Origin of the sequence: Phenylobacterium sp., assembly GCF_030681155.1 — a bacterium.
In the GTDB taxonomy this organism is placed as follows: domain Bacteria; phylum Pseudomonadota; class Alphaproteobacteria; order Caulobacterales; family Caulobacteraceae; genus Phenylobacterium.
The window spans coordinates 44933-58303 of the sequence record NZ_JAUXXE010000018.1 but is presented as its reverse complement, the minus strand read 5'-3'; the positions used below and the strand labels follow the sequence as shown (position 1 = coordinate 58303).

Annotated in this window: 11 protein-coding genes and 2 pseudogenes; 10 read left to right on the top strand and 3 right to left on the bottom strand. The window is 59.2% G+C overall.

Annotation, left to right across the window (positions count from 1 at the left end):
- Positions 1-21: 21 nt before the first annotated feature.
- A complete protein-coding gene (locus Q8M13_RS03600; protein ID WP_305298261.1) occupies positions 22-891 on the bottom strand; it encodes a glycosyltransferase in 870 nt (289 codons plus the stop codon).
- A 613-nt stretch (positions 892-1504) separates the two neighbouring features.
- On the opposite strand from Q8M13_RS03600, the gene Q8M13_RS03595 reads away from it, so the two are divergent.
- The gene (locus Q8M13_RS03595) at positions 1505-3073 is read left to right on the top strand and encodes a right-handed parallel beta-helix repeat-containing protein (protein ID WP_305298260.1); all 1569 of its coding nucleotides are present in this window, start codon (positions 1505-1507) and stop codon (positions 3071-3073) included.
- Positions 3074-3180: 107 nt separating this feature from the next.
- Here the strand turns inward: Q8M13_RS03595 and welK are convergent, their stop codons facing one another.
- The gene (gene welK, locus Q8M13_RS03590; RefSeq protein WP_370869936.1) at positions 3181-4296 is read right to left on the bottom strand and encodes a beta-1,4-glucuronosyltransferase WelK; all 1116 of its coding nucleotides are present in this window, start codon (positions 4294-4296) and stop codon (positions 3181-3183) included.
- A gap of 357 nt (positions 4297-4653) precedes the next feature.
- Here welK and Q8M13_RS03585 point away from each other — a divergent pair, with 357 nt between their 5' ends.
- The 9 genes and pseudogenes from Q8M13_RS03585 to epsI all read left to right on the top strand — a co-directional run bounded on the left by Q8M13_RS03585 (position 4654) and on the right by epsI (position 12827).
- A complete protein-coding gene (locus Q8M13_RS03585) occupies positions 4654-5760 on the top strand; it encodes a polysaccharide pyruvyl transferase family protein (protein WP_370869935.1) in 1107 nt (368 codons plus the stop codon).
- A pseudogene (locus tag Q8M13_RS20955) lies at positions 5757-6227 on the top strand (coenzyme F420 hydrogenase/dehydrogenase beta subunit N-terminal domain-containing protein); the annotation flags it as partial. The gene Q8M13_RS03585 and the pseudogene Q8M13_RS20955, both read left to right, overlap by 4 nt.
- Before the next feature lie 45 nt (positions 6228-6272).
- Positions 6273-6977: a Coenzyme F420 hydrogenase/dehydrogenase, beta subunit C-terminal domain gene (locus Q8M13_RS03580; RefSeq protein WP_305298258.1), complete on the top strand. Its 705-nt coding sequence runs from the start codon at positions 6273-6275 to the stop codon at positions 6975-6977.
- A gap of 101 nt (positions 6978-7078) precedes the next feature.
- Entirely contained in the window at positions 7079-8269 is a 1191-nt protein-coding gene (locus Q8M13_RS03575; RefSeq protein WP_305298257.1) for an outer membrane beta-barrel protein, read from the top strand.
- 87 nt (positions 8270-8356) lie between these two features.
- The gene (locus Q8M13_RS03570; protein ID WP_305298256.1) at positions 8357-9145 is read left to right on the top strand and encodes an SLBB domain-containing protein; all 789 of its coding nucleotides are present in this window, start codon (positions 8357-8359) and stop codon (positions 9143-9145) included.
- 14 nt (positions 9146-9159) lie between these two features.
- Complete coding sequence (locus Q8M13_RS03565) at positions 9160-10527, top strand: Wzz/FepE/Etk N-terminal domain-containing protein (protein WP_305298255.1); 1368 nt, start codon at positions 9160-9162, stop codon at positions 10525-10527.
- Positions 10524-11252: a CpsD/CapB family tyrosine-protein kinase gene (locus Q8M13_RS03560; protein WP_305298254.1), complete on the top strand. Its 729-nt coding sequence runs from the start codon at positions 10524-10526 to the stop codon at positions 11250-11252. The genes Q8M13_RS03565 and Q8M13_RS03560 overlap by 4 nt, the downstream gene beginning before the upstream one ends.
- Position 11253: 1 nt before the next feature.
- Positions 11254-12135: an exosortase V gene (xrtV, locus tag Q8M13_RS03555; protein WP_305298253.1), complete on the top strand. Its 882-nt coding sequence runs from the start codon at positions 11254-11256 to the stop codon at positions 12133-12135.
- On the top strand, positions 12132-12827 hold the full coding sequence (gene epsI / locus Q8M13_RS03550) for an exosortase-associated protein EpsI, V-type (protein ID WP_305298251.1): 696 nt from the start codon (positions 12132-12134) through the stop codon (positions 12825-12827). The genes xrtV and epsI overlap by 4 nt, the downstream gene beginning before the upstream one ends.
- Positions 12828-13152: 325 nt before the next feature.
- Here the strand turns inward: epsI and Q8M13_RS20950 are convergent.
- Positions 13153-13260: pseudogene (locus tag Q8M13_RS20950) on the bottom strand (PEPxxWA-CTERM sorting domain-containing protein); the annotation flags it as partial.
- Positions 13261-13371 lie beyond the last annotated feature (111 nt).

Below are 13371 nucleotides of genomic sequence, written 5' to 3'. Positions count from 1 at the left end.
GGGGCGAGAGTTTTTCAGCAATTAGTTCGGCGCGTCAGCGCTAGCGGCACGGGACGAGTTGTCCCGCTCCCAGACGTACGCTTCCAGGTGGGAGAGTTGCCGGCGAGCTCGATAGCGTGAGACAAGATTCACCCAAAGATAAGGGACGGCGGCGGCATACAGCCGAGGAATCCGAGCTAGCGCCAGCAACGCCTTTCCATACTGTTTCGATTTGGATTCCCGCAAAAAATGCTCTGGAAAGCGGACCTTTAGTTCGTAGACGCCTAGTCGGCTGCGCGTTTTGATCTTTATTAGGTCGGCAAACTTCGACGGTGCCGAAACGGTGCTCAGAGCTGAAGCTGCTTCCACTCGTTCGTCCGACGTGAACTGTAGGCGGACGAACCCGTCGTCGGCGATGACGTTGGGGAATTGATTGAAGCGAGCGCGGCCCGAGCGGCTAAGGCCATACACGCCCGCGGCCATCATACCCTCCTGTATATAAGGCAAAGCCATCCAAAAGTCGTAGTAGGCGCGCACAGCCCAGGTTGCGTCTGGGGGGTAAACGGTTCGAACTGCTGGGGCGGCCGCCAGAACTTCATCCTGTTCAAGTACTCTTGCGAGCTCCCGCACGGACTGTAGCGGCAATACAACATCTGCATCGACGTATATGCGCGGAAATCCTCGCGCGACTTCGTCTCCTAGATTCATGGCGCTGGTCTTCGAGGGAATGTTACTTTCGACGACCCGAACCGGCGCCCCAAAGTCCCTGGCGATTGTCGCCGTCCGGTCGACGCAGGCGTTGCAGCAAACGATAACTTCAAGTTCATCGGGCTCACAACCCGAAGTCAGCGCTTCCAGGCAGCGGCCGATGACGGCCTCTTCGTTGTGCGCGGGTACAATAATCGAAATCAAAAGATCCTACCGATAGTTGCGCCAAGTCTGCCCCGACCATTTTCGTGGCGTCGAGCGCCGATCCTACCCCGGTTCGCTTGGCCCTTTCTTAACTTCATCTATTGAAAGCCTCAACGCGAGCGTTTGCAACGCTGACGTGTTGTGGGCGGTGAGACATCTGGCCGCGTTCCCTTCCTTGCCAATCAGTTGTCTACGAATGGCAGCGCAAATTTGCGGCGTAGAATCAAATAACAGCGTCTTTAGTTGTTCGATCATGCGGCAAAGCTTGGCTGCAAACGTAGATAACACAAGATTAATGGCGCCTCCCGGATGTGGTTTACACAAAATAACTATGTTGGTTGATCACATCATAATTTGACCAGACTTAGAACTCGGGAAGAAATTCGGGTGGACGAGGTCGTTTCGACACGTCCTGGGGGCGCGGGCTAGGAGTCGTATGGTGTCTATCATAAATGTAAATACAGCTGACGGTCTTGTGCTTGCACTCAAAGGTGCGCGCGCTGGAGATACCATCCAGCTAGCCCCAGGAACTTATGAAGGGCTTCAGTTCAAAGGGTTGTCGTTCAGTAGTAACGTCACTATACAGTCTCAGAACCCAGATGTACCCGCAATATTGAACAATTTCGAGATTTCAAACAGCAAGGGATTGCAGTTCAATAATCTCGAGCTCGCCGCAAAAGGGGCCAATTACGAGTCTTTTATCGTATCAAAATCGCAGAACATCGGATTTGATAACGTTAGCGTCCACGGCTCGATGGACAACAATCCTCAGAACGACGGCCAAGGCATCGGCGTTCGAGACAGTTCCAATATCCAGATCACCAATTCAGAATTCCAACAGCTTCAGCGCGGCATATCGGTTTCGCGCAGTTCTGATGTGGTGATTACCGGCAACGACCTTCATGATTTGCGGACGACTGGTTTTGTCGCAGCCGAGGTCGTGGGCATCAAGATTGCCGGAAATTCCTTCTCTAACTTCAAGCCGATGGTCAACGACCACCCGGATGCCATTCAGTTTCTGACGTCCGGCACGACGACGATCTCCAAGAACATCGTGATCTCAGACAATGTCATTTCGCGCGGTACGGGCGATGCGACGCAAGGGATCTTCTTGCGCGATCAGGTGGGCAACTTGGCCTACGAGAATGTCACCATCACCAACAACCTCGTGGTTGGGACCGGGTATGGTGGCATCTACGTGATTGGCGCCAAAAACCTCGTGGTTTCCGGCAACGAACTGGTCTCCAACCCAGGAAAGGAAAATGCCACCTGGGTCTTGATCAAGAATGTCGCCGGGGCGGTCGTTGCCGACAACGAGTCGATTTGGATCAATTACGACAACGTCACTAATCTTTCGCAGGCGGGGAACACGCAGAACGTTCCCGTCCTGGACTTCGGCAAGGCGGTGCTGGATGCGTGGCTGTCGTCGAGCGGCGGCGCCGAGGCAAAGCCGCCCGTTGTGGGGCCCGAAGCGCCGTCTGAAGTTCCTTCGATTGAAGTTCCTTCGATTGAACTGCCCCATGGTCCCACAGGCCTGGTGATCACCGGCGACGTCGGGAGCAACTACCTGCTCGGTACCGTAGGAGCCGACACAATTTCGGATGGTGGCGGTTCCGACACAATGATCGGCGGCGCCGGGAACGACGTCTACTATACGAACAACTTCCAGAAAATGGAGCCGGATCTCATAGTGGAGAAGCCAGGTGAGGGCATCGACACTGTCTATTCCACGGCAAGCTACACGCTGACGGCCAACGTGGAGAACCTCACATTTCTTGTGAAGGGGGGCTTCACCGGGACGGGAAATGAGCTCGATAACAAGATCATCGGCAACGTCGGCGACAACATCCTCAACGGAATGGCTGGCAACGATACGATCGACGGCGGGGCGGGCAACGATCAGATCGGCGGCGGTGCTGGGGATGACGTGCTTGCTGGCGGTCTTGGGAATGACAACTTTTTCTTCGAGCGAGGAAGCGGGCGTGACGTCGTGACGGATTTCGGCGCGAACGGCGACCACGATACGATCGACATTTCTTCCTATCTGCGCGCGGGGCTGAAGCCGATCCTCACGGATGCGGGTAGTGACGTTGTCATTAGCTTCAAGACTGGCGAGTCCATCACGCTGGTCGGCGTGGATCTGCACGATCTAACCGCCACATCGAAGGGCTTCATCGCCTAGCGAGAAACGGTGAGCAGGCCTGCTGCGGCCTGGGCGTAACGAAGGGCCGGCGCTTGTGCGCCGGCCCTTTTCATTGCCGATGCCGAGTTGGATGATGTCGGGTGAATTTACCCGCGCGACGCCTTTGGCTGAACCCACCCGGATTCGATGAGGGAATTCAGGTAGTCGATAAGCTCCGCCGGATCACTCGTCGCAATAACTGGCGTCTGTTCGCGAACCGTCTTTAATGCCGCCAATAGTTCCGTGGGTGAGTTGGCCACGGCGATCAGACCTCGATCGGAAAAGGCGCGGGTAATGTCTTCCTGGTGATCATCATAGTGCTCGCCGCGAGAATAGAGTCGCGGCATGGCGATCACCCGACAGCCCGCGCGCAAGGCGGTGATCAGCGAGCCCGTGCCGCCATGGCACACCACGACGTCCGCGTCCTCCAATGAGGCGAGCATCTGTTCAAAGGTCAAGGTCTCTACCGTATCAATTCCTTCCGGCGCCAGGCCGCCGATCCCGACCTGCATCAAAACGTCCTCGGGAATCTCGCCCTGAGCCTTGAGTCCGGCCACCGTGGCGATCATTCGATCGAAGGGGAGGGTGGCACCCACTGTGGCGAACAGCAGCCGACGTTTTTCTGGACGGGGCGTCGATAGGATTTTGAGCGGATCGAAGACCGCGGCGTCTGGCCAAAACGACGACAGAGCCGCTGACTGAACGACCTTCTTGTGGGCGAATGGTGCCGCAAGGCGCGAGAAGGCCGACAAGTGGGTGAAGCGGGCGAATGACTCGACAATGACGATCTTGGCGCGAAGCAAGCGAGCCCATGCGACCGTAAACAGGGCCGAGCCGGCGCCGGTGCTGATGACTAGGTCGGGCCGCTCACGGCGAACGATGCGTCCCGACTCAATGAAGTTAAGCCATCCCGATTTCACCATTTGTAGCGGGGCCCCTAGCTTGGCCTGGCCCAAGGCAAAGTGCGGAACGTAATGGACGGGGTGTTGCTGAGCGAGGCTTCTGGCTAGCGCCGTGTCCTCGGTGACGAAGAAATAGTCGTGCCCCGTCCACGCCGGCGCTAGGTCGAGTAGTTGGCGCAGATGACCGCCGCCTGACCCTGCGAGGCAGATGCGAAGCGGTCGGGCGCTATCGCGGCCGGCTCCCTTGTTTCGCGCGTCTGGAGGGGCGGTCGAAGTCCCAGCTCTCTCTCGTTCCAATTCAGGCTTCGAGGCCTCTGTCATCATCCACCGCTCAGTCAAGGAAACATCGATCTTAGGTCGTGCCGCGTGACGCCGTCAGGGCTCCTGCGTCGAGGGGTGCAACCATCGCAAACGTACTTAACCGGGGCGCGCGTTAAAAAGTTGTCTGGAACCTTCCGAGTAGTTGGGGAATGAGTGGCTCCGCGGTTGGGCGGCGGTGAACGGATTGGAAATGCGCCAGGCAATATAGCAAGCGGAAGCGGTGAAGACCGGGCGGCGAAGTACAAGATTGGCGCATTGACTGTGGATCGAAATAGCAAGAGAAAAATCAAAATCGGGTTGCTTTGGCACTCAGCCAATTCGGGCAATCTAGGCGTCGGGGCGCTAACAATCGCAAACATGGCGATCGTGAGGCAGGTCGCCTTCGATCTTGGGTTTGAACCTGAATTCTGCATAATCGGTATGCGGGATGCTGGACCGCGCTATGTCAGCGAGGATGAGGCCGAGGTCTTCGTCGTCGACGGCAAGGCGCTCCTGAGCCCCAGCGGATGCTGGCGGATCATCGCTCAGCAGGACTGCGTTCTCGACATAGGCGCTGGCGATAGCTTCGCTGAAATCTACGGCTTCAAGCGCTTCTTCTTTTTGTGGTGGACGAAAATGATCGCCCACGTTCGCCGTGTGCCTTTGTTGTTATCGCCGCAGACCATCGGCCCCTTCACCCGCTCGCCCTATACGCAGCTCGCCAGCCTCGCCTTGACCAGGGCGCGGGCTGTTCTCGCGCGTGACCCGCAGTCGTTGGAGGCTTTGGCCCGAATTGCCCCCGGGGCTAAGGGCGAGCTCGCGGTGGATGTCGCGTTTGCTCTTCCCTATGTCGACCGCGGGGGTGAACGCTCAGACGTGCGGGCACGAGTAGGCGTCAACGTTTCAGGGTTGTTGTTCCACGAAGCCGAATCCGGTCGGAACCGCTTTGGGCTCGACGTGGACTACGCGCAGCTTATGCGGCGGTTTATTGCAGACCTCACGGAGCGGCCCGACATAGAAATTCATCTGATCGCCCACGCGATCGATGCGAGCGGCGGCTGCGAACCCGCAGTCGATGACGACGATCGGGTCGCCGATCAATTGGCTCAAGAGTTTCCGACTGCGACCCGGGTCCCTAGTTTCCTGGGACCCTCTGAGGCGAAGTCCTACATTTCGAGCCTCGACTTTCTAGTCGCGGGGCGAATGCATGCGTGCATCGCCGCGTTTTCGGCGGGGGTTCCGGTGGTGCCCGTCGCCTATAGCCGTAAGTTCAGCGGACTGTTTGGGATGCTCGGCTATGACCGCATGGTGCCGGTCAAAGGGCTCGATACGCAGCAGGCGGCAGAGTTCTTGCATGACTGCCTTGATCGCAAGGCGGAGCTGGGGCGCGAGATGAAGCTGGGAATGATGCAAGTGGAGGCGCTATTGGGCGTCTATCGGTCCGAACTCCGCGCCCTGCTCATCTCGCTCAAGGTTGAGAGATGAGTTTCGAGCGATCGACGACAGTTGACCGCGTGCTTGGCGGTCAACTGTGCACCGGGTGTGGACTCTGCGCCTCTGCGTCGGCGGGCGGAATCTCGATGGAGACCGTTGCTCCTGGCTACAGTCGGCCCGCCCAGCACGGACCCGTCTCGCGGTCGGCCGAGCGCGTGATCGCCCAAGCTTGTCCCGGGGCGCGGGTCGCGCCATGGGAAGAGGCGCCAAACAAAAGCCCGATCTGGGGGCCGTGGTTTCGGATCGACACTGGGCATGCCAGTGACCCAACGCTGCGCCATACAGGGTCGTCCGGCGGTGCGCTTTCGGCTCTCGCCGTTCACGCGTTGCGCACGGGGCTCGTCGATCGAGTGATCCATGTAGCGGCCGATCCCGATCGGCCGACGCGAAATGTTGTCAGGGTGTCAACTACCGAAGCCGAGGTCGTGGCCGGGGCAGGTTCAAGATACGCAGCTTCGTCGCCACTGGCTCAGATTGAGAGCGAGTTGGCGCGAGGAGGCGCGATGGCCTTTATCGGCAAGCCTTGCGATGTGTCCGCGCTACGTCAGCTGGCGACACTTGATTCGCGCGTGGATCGGCACATCAAGCTTGTTCTGTCATTTTTTTGCGGGGGCATCCCTAGTCACGACGGGGTTGGGCGGATTCTCGCGGCGATGGGCATCGACAGCGATGATGTCAGCAGCTTCCGTTATCGAGGCAATGGTTGGCCAGGCAAGGCAGTGGCGACCACGCACTCTGGTCAGACGGGCGAGATGAGCTATGCCGAAAGCTGGGGCGACTTCCTTTCCAAGGAGGTTCAGTTTCGCTGCAAGATTTGCCCCGACGCCGTGGGAGGGGTAGCGGACATCGCTTGTGCTGACGCTTGGTATGGAGGCGAGACCGGGTATCCGACCTTCGAAGAGTTGGATGGCCGCAGCCTGATCGTGACGAGATCCGAAATCGGGCAGGAATTTCTTCTCGCTGCCGAAGCGGCCGGGGCGTTGTCTACGACCCCTTTGGAGGTTCGTGAGATCAATCTGATGCAACCATCTCAGGCGAGCCGCAAGCGCTTGGTCCGGGCGCGGTTGGCTGCGCTCACGGCGACGCTCCAGCCGCAGCCGAACGTAGTGGGATTAATGGTTGCCGAGGCCTCTAGGTCCGCGAGTAAGCGAGAGCAACTCAAGAATTTCCTGGGCACTATCCGCCGCATCATAGTGCGCCGACGCTAGGGGTGAGCACCGTGTCCTTTTCTCGTGCGCTGTTTGCGCGACAGAGTTATCTGTCCGTTAGTGCAAGAACGTCATTGTTAAGTTTCGTAGGGGGATTGCCAATGGTCTACGGAAGACTAGCCGCCGGTGTGTTAATCGGTGCGGCGGTGATGTCGTCTCCAGCGGCCGCGCAACAGGCCCGGAAGGTGTCGGTCGGTCTGCATGCAGAGGTCGAGCATGATAGCAACGTTTCCCGTTCGAGTGACCTCCGAGCTTCCACGCTGGGGTTGAAACCTGGCGATACGATCTTCACCCCTTCCGCGAATGTGGATTTGTTCATTCCTGTTGGTCGCCAATCGGTATTCTTGACTGGCTCTGCCGGGTATAGCTTTTACGATCAGAACAAGAAGCTTGATCGCGAGCGATTGGACTTTACCGGGGGCGTGAACGCTGGAATTGGCCCTTGTTCCACTACGCTCAGTAGTTCGTACAATCGTGGCCTTTCACAGATTGACGACCCCACATTGGTCTCGACGGTCGAGAATATCCAGCAGACCACTAGGGTTCAGGCTCAGCTGGGATGCTCGCGACCCACAGGTCTAGGTGTGGTGTTCACTGCGTCCCATGATTGGACCGCCAACAATTTGGATTTCCTAAAGCAGTCGGACTACCAAAATAGCTCGCTCATGGGTGGTTTAACCTATCAGCGCCCGGCGCTCGGTACACTGACCCTCTTTGCGAACTATCAGAAGACTGAATATGCGGATCGCATTGGTTCTGACGGCTACGAGATGACCTCTGTAGGGGCGACCTTCCAGCGTCAGCTGGGCGCCCGCCTCCAGGGCACTGTCACCGTTGCTCTCGCTAACGTCGATCAACTGGGGGGCTTCCCGGGGTTGGCCGACACCTCCTCAGAGACCACTACCTACGATGCGGGCCTTTCATTCCGTGCGAGCGATCGGCTGAATTTCGAAGCGTCGCTTGATCGCGCCGTGACGCCATCAACCGGGTTGGGGCGCACCTTTGACTTAAGCACTGGGTATCGAGTGTCCGGTGAATATAAGCTTGGGTCGCGCATCTCGATTGGCGCTGGCGTCGGGCGGGTGGAGCGAGAGTCTGAAGGCGGCCTCTTACAACCCATTATTGCACTGACGAACTCAAACACCGACACGATTTTCGCATCGGTTCGGTATCGCCAGAGCGAGCGCCTGTCTTTCGCTCTCAACGCGAGGCGTGAGGAGCGCACCGCGAACGCGCCGCAATTTGAGTATACGAGCAATCGGATCGGCATAGCCGCTGATGTGTCGTTCTAGGACTGAAACGGAATCAGGATCATGGCTAGTCGTCCCCTTCGCCTTGTTTTCGCTGGGATTTGCCTCGTCGCAGTAGGCAACCCGGGCTTGGCTTTTGCCCAACCGGCTAGTGGCGTCGCACCGCCTGCCGTGCCGCTTCAGCTGAACCAGGGGGCCGCAGCTCCGCAACATGACGCGGCGACAGCCGAATATGTCCTCGGTCCCGAGGATACTATCGAGGTCGAGGTCGTCGGGCAGCCGGACAAGGCTAGAGCTCGAGTCTATACGGACGGCACGGTCCAGCTAAACTTGATCGGCAAGCTCGTCGCCCAAGGCAAGACGCCTAAGCAGTTGTCCGTCGAGATCGCTGAGGCGTTGCGCAGTGGTGGTTTCTATTCGAACCCGCTGATAAATGTCGAAGTTGTTGGCTACTCCAGTCGATATGTGACTGTCCTGGGGGCGGTCGCATCGCCGAGCTTGGTGCCGATCAATAGGCCGTACCGGCTTTCTGAAATCTTGGCCCGCGTCGGGGGGGTGCTGCCTTCTGGCGCTGACTATCTCATCGTCCGCCCGGAAGCGGGCGCGGAAAGACGGTATCTCATAGATGAGTTGGCGACTGGCGATGCAACGAAAGATCCGTTCGTAACGCCCGGAGACAAAGTCTTCGCCCCAGCAGCTGAGGTTTTCTACATCTCTGGGCAGGTAAACTCCCCTGGCCCGTTCCCGATGAAGACAGACATGACCGTCAGGCAAGCCATCGCACGCGCAGGCGGACTCACAGCGTCAGGTTCGGACAAGAAGGTGGTCGTCAACCGCGGCGAGAAGAAGGTCAAACTGTCTGGCGACGCGAAGGTCGAGCCAGGTGACGTGCTCGTTGTCGGCGAGCGATTGTTCTAGCCGGAGGTAGAGACATGAGCCTCTTCCAGTTCCTACGAATTCTGTGGGCGCATCGTTACGTTACGCTGGCGACCACGATGTTTACGCTTTTCGGAGCGTTCATTGCGATTCTGATCGTGCCGCCAAGATACGAGGCGGTCTCCAGGGTGATGTTGGAGCTCCTAAAGCCGGACCCCGTGACTGGAGAGGTGATTCCCAGCGTCTCATCGCGGACCTATGTGTCCACGCAGACTGAATTGATCAAAGATTACGGCGTGGCTGGTAAGGCCGTGGATCAGCTTAACTGGGCTTCGAGCCCTGATGTGATTACACAATATCAGGCGAGTGGTGCCAATGGACTTGATATTCGTCGTTGGCTTTCTCAGAGGATAATTGCGTCTACAAACGTCAAGGTTGTCCCGGGGACTAATATTCTTGAGATTTCCTACCGCTCGACCACGCCAACTGAAGCTAAGGCCATGGCCGACGCACTCCGCAACGCCTATATAGAATCGACCCTAGATACTCGCCGTCGGGAAGCCACACGGACAGCTGATTGGTATCAAGTTCAATCGCAGAAAGAGTTGGCGCTCCTGAATGCCGCTGATGCAGCGAAGACTGCATATGAGCGCGAGCACGGCATTGTCATGAACTCGGACAACACCGATCTTGATACGGCGCGGTTGAGGGCCCTCGCCACCCAGGCCGCGGCCCCCGCGATGGTGGCTCCGATGATGCCAATGTCGTCGCCGTCCGCTGCCCAACTGACGCAATTGGACGCTGCGATCGCTCAGGCTGCGCGAAACCTCGGCCCTAACCACCCTCAGATGGTGCAATTACGTGCCCAGAGGGCGTCGTTGGCCCAAGTCGTGGCGCAGGAGGCCGCGTCGCAGCGCGCGGCCGCGGGGGCGATGGCCAGTGCGGCCAATGCCAGCGCAGGCGCGATTCAGCGGGAAGTCGCCACTCAGACGTCCAAGGTGATAGAGAAGCGCGACAAGATCGAACGGCTCACCCAGCTACAAGCTGACGTCAATCTTCGCAGGGAGCAGTACAACAAGTCGCTCTCGCGCATTGCTGAGCTTCGTCAGGAAGCTGCGATTGCAGATGCTGGCATCACGACTTTGGGGGAGGCGGTCGCCCCGCAAAGCCCGAGCTTCCCAAACAAGCCTTTGATCCTGGGGGGCTCGCTGGTTCTTGGTTTCGGGACAGGCATCTTGTTGTCGCTTCTGCTTGAGCTCTTCGGGCGGCGGGTCCGCAGTGTCGAGGATCTGCAGTCGGCAATCGACGCGCCGCTCCTGGCGGTCATCGAAGGTCCGTCGTCGGTTAGGAAGCGTGCGAGCTTTGCCTCGGGATTGAAGCGCAAGGCCCTCTTCGGTGGCGGAAAAAAGTTGGCCCAAGCATGAGCCCGGAAGCACAGGTAATGGAGCCAATCACCAAGGACGACGTGGGAACAACTCCGCCCGCCAACGGGCCTGGGGCTCGCGCAGAGGCCTACAGTTTCTCGTCTGAGATCGTGATGCTATCGGACCCAAAGGGCGTACGTGCCGAAGGTATCAGGACACTGCGCACGCACATCATGGCGCAACATGTTGACGACGGTCGCCGCGGGCTCGCCATTTGCTCGCCGAATGGCGGCGTTGGCGCAACCTTCACCGCAGTGAACCTTGCCGTAGCGTTGGCGCAGATCGGTGTGAAGGTGTTGCTCATCGATGGCGATCTGCGGTTGGCTGAGGTCAACGAGTTCATTCGACCGCCGACACCGGTCGCTGGCCTACGTCAAGTGTTGGAGGGCTCGGAAGCAGATTTTTCGCTCAACATCCAAACCGATGTGCTTGAAAATCTCGCGGTTCTTTTCGCGGGCGGCATTTCGGGCGGCGCGCAGGAACTGCTCGCGACGGATCGCTTCGGCAACGTTGCAGAACGTTGTCTGCGGGACTTTGATCTTACGATTATCGATACGCCGCCAGCCAATAGGTGCGCGGACGCCCGGCGGATCAGCACCGTCGCAGGATACAGTCTCATTGTCGCCAAACGGGACCTGACGTTTATCAATGATCTTAAGGCCTTGGCGGGGCAGCTCCGCGAGGATCGCGCGCAGATCGTTGGCACTGTGTTGAACGAGGCATAACGTGGCCACGACAATGGCTTCGGCGACGCACGGTAATCGCCCCGCATTCAAGTCGCCAGTCTCCTGGCCATTGCTTCTAGCGCTCGCGGTTTTGGCCCTGCCGACGGTCATCACGCTTGGCGAGCAGGTGTGGTCCAAGGAATCGGGGGCTCACGGGCCGATCGTGCTCGTGACCGGCCTTTGGCTGCTGTGGCGCAAGTTGCCGGATATGCGTGAGGCGGCCAAGCCGGGGGCTTGGTGGCTTACGACCCTGATGCTGGCGGTCGCCCTCCCTATCTATGTGTTCGGACGCGCGTACGACTTCATCAGCCTGGAGGTTGCGGGGCTCTATGGCGCCGGCGTGGCCATGATGCACGCCCGGTTCGGCGTTCAGGTCCTTCTAAAGAACTGGTTCCCGCTGTTTTATCTGGCATTCCTGATCCCGCCGCCCGGTTGGTTGATGGACGGTATCACCGCGCCGCTGAAGCTCTTCGTGTCCTATGTGACAACCGGCGGGCTCCAATTGGTCGGCATCCCAGTCTTCCGGGAGGGCGTCACCCTGATGATCGGGCCCTACCAGTTGCTGGTCGAGGACGCCTGTTCGGGTATGAATTCGATGACCGGCCTAGTCGCGATAAGCCTGTTCTACATCTACCTGCTGCGGAACGCTTCCTGGCGCTACTCGCTGTTCCTGGTCCTTCTGGTGATCCCGATCGCCGTGATCGCCAACATCATCCGAGTGGCGACGCTGGTCTTGCTGACCCACTTCTTCGGCGATGCAGTAGCTCAGGGCTTCTTGCACATGGCCGCCGGCCTACTGCTCTTTACCTCTGCCCTGCTCCTGGTGTTCCTGGTGGACAATCTGATGTCCTATGCTCTTCGCAAGTGGGGGAAGGCGGCATGATCGCGCGCCGAGATCTGTTGATTGGCGGCGCGTGCGTTGCAGCGGCTGGCGCGGCCTATGCGCTGACGCCCCGCAAGCGGCTAGTTTTGCTCAACGGCGGGAAACTGGCCGACGCCATTCCGCTCACTTTTGGCGACTGGTCGGCTGAGAACTCCGATGGCCTCGTGCAGCCCAAAGCCGAAGGCGACTTGGCCTCAACACTCTATAGCGAAATGGTGGGTCGAATTTATCACCAGGCCTCCACGGGTGCAGCAGTCATGATGCTGATCGCCTATGGCGACACCCAGAGCGATATGCTGCAGCTTCACCGGCCTGAGGCCTGCTATCCGGCCGTTGGCTTCAACCTCATCGCGAGCGTTCCCGCCAAGCTAAAGTTGCATGGCGGCGGCGAGGTGCCAGTGCGACGTGTGGTGGCTAAAGCTCAGGGACGGCAGGAGAACATCGTCTATTGGGCGCGGATGGGGGAATATCTGCCGGCCAGCGGCGGCGAGCAACGCCAGGTCCGGCTGCAGACGGCGATGGCCGGCTATGTGCCTGACGGCGGGTTGATCCGGTTCTCAGTCGTCGGGGATGACACCGAGGCCGCGTTCAAATTACTGGATGATTTCATTCCCGAACTGCTGGCCGCAGTGCCTGCCAATAAACGCCCAGCCCTTGTGGGTACCAAACTCGCCAAGACGGTTGTCGCCTAGAGGCTTAGGCGCGCGCGATGCTGACGCAGTGCGCCTCCGCGCGCTGCCGCGGGCAAGCCGTCGGCGAGCAACCCGGCGGCGGTCGCACCCACTTTCCCCGCCGCGATCGATCAGCTTCCCGACGCAATGGCCTTAGGACTGTTGTGAAGGTTCAGCCATTGAAGATCAAAGGCCGTCTGATCGTGGATTTAAAAACGCCGGGTGGGGCTAGGCTGCGCTCGAAGTCGTTCTCTCTTTGGACGATTTGAAGCGATAAATCCGCGCCGTAGTCGAGCGCGAGGGTGCGGTGACCCCTCGCCGGAGCGAAGAGCCGACCGAAGTGTTGTCAGGCAGGTTTGAAGTCGTTCTGGCGGCGCGATGTCCGGACCATCGAGCCCACCGCGCCGAAGGCGATGATCGCCATCGCCCAGGTGGCTGGTTCCGGAACAGCCGCCATCTGCTCGCGCACCAACCCCGCCAGACCCTGCAAACCTTTACGGAAATCCACCGGCGTGGCGGCCACTAGTACCCGGAGCGCGACGATCGGCTCGATCAACGGGTGGCC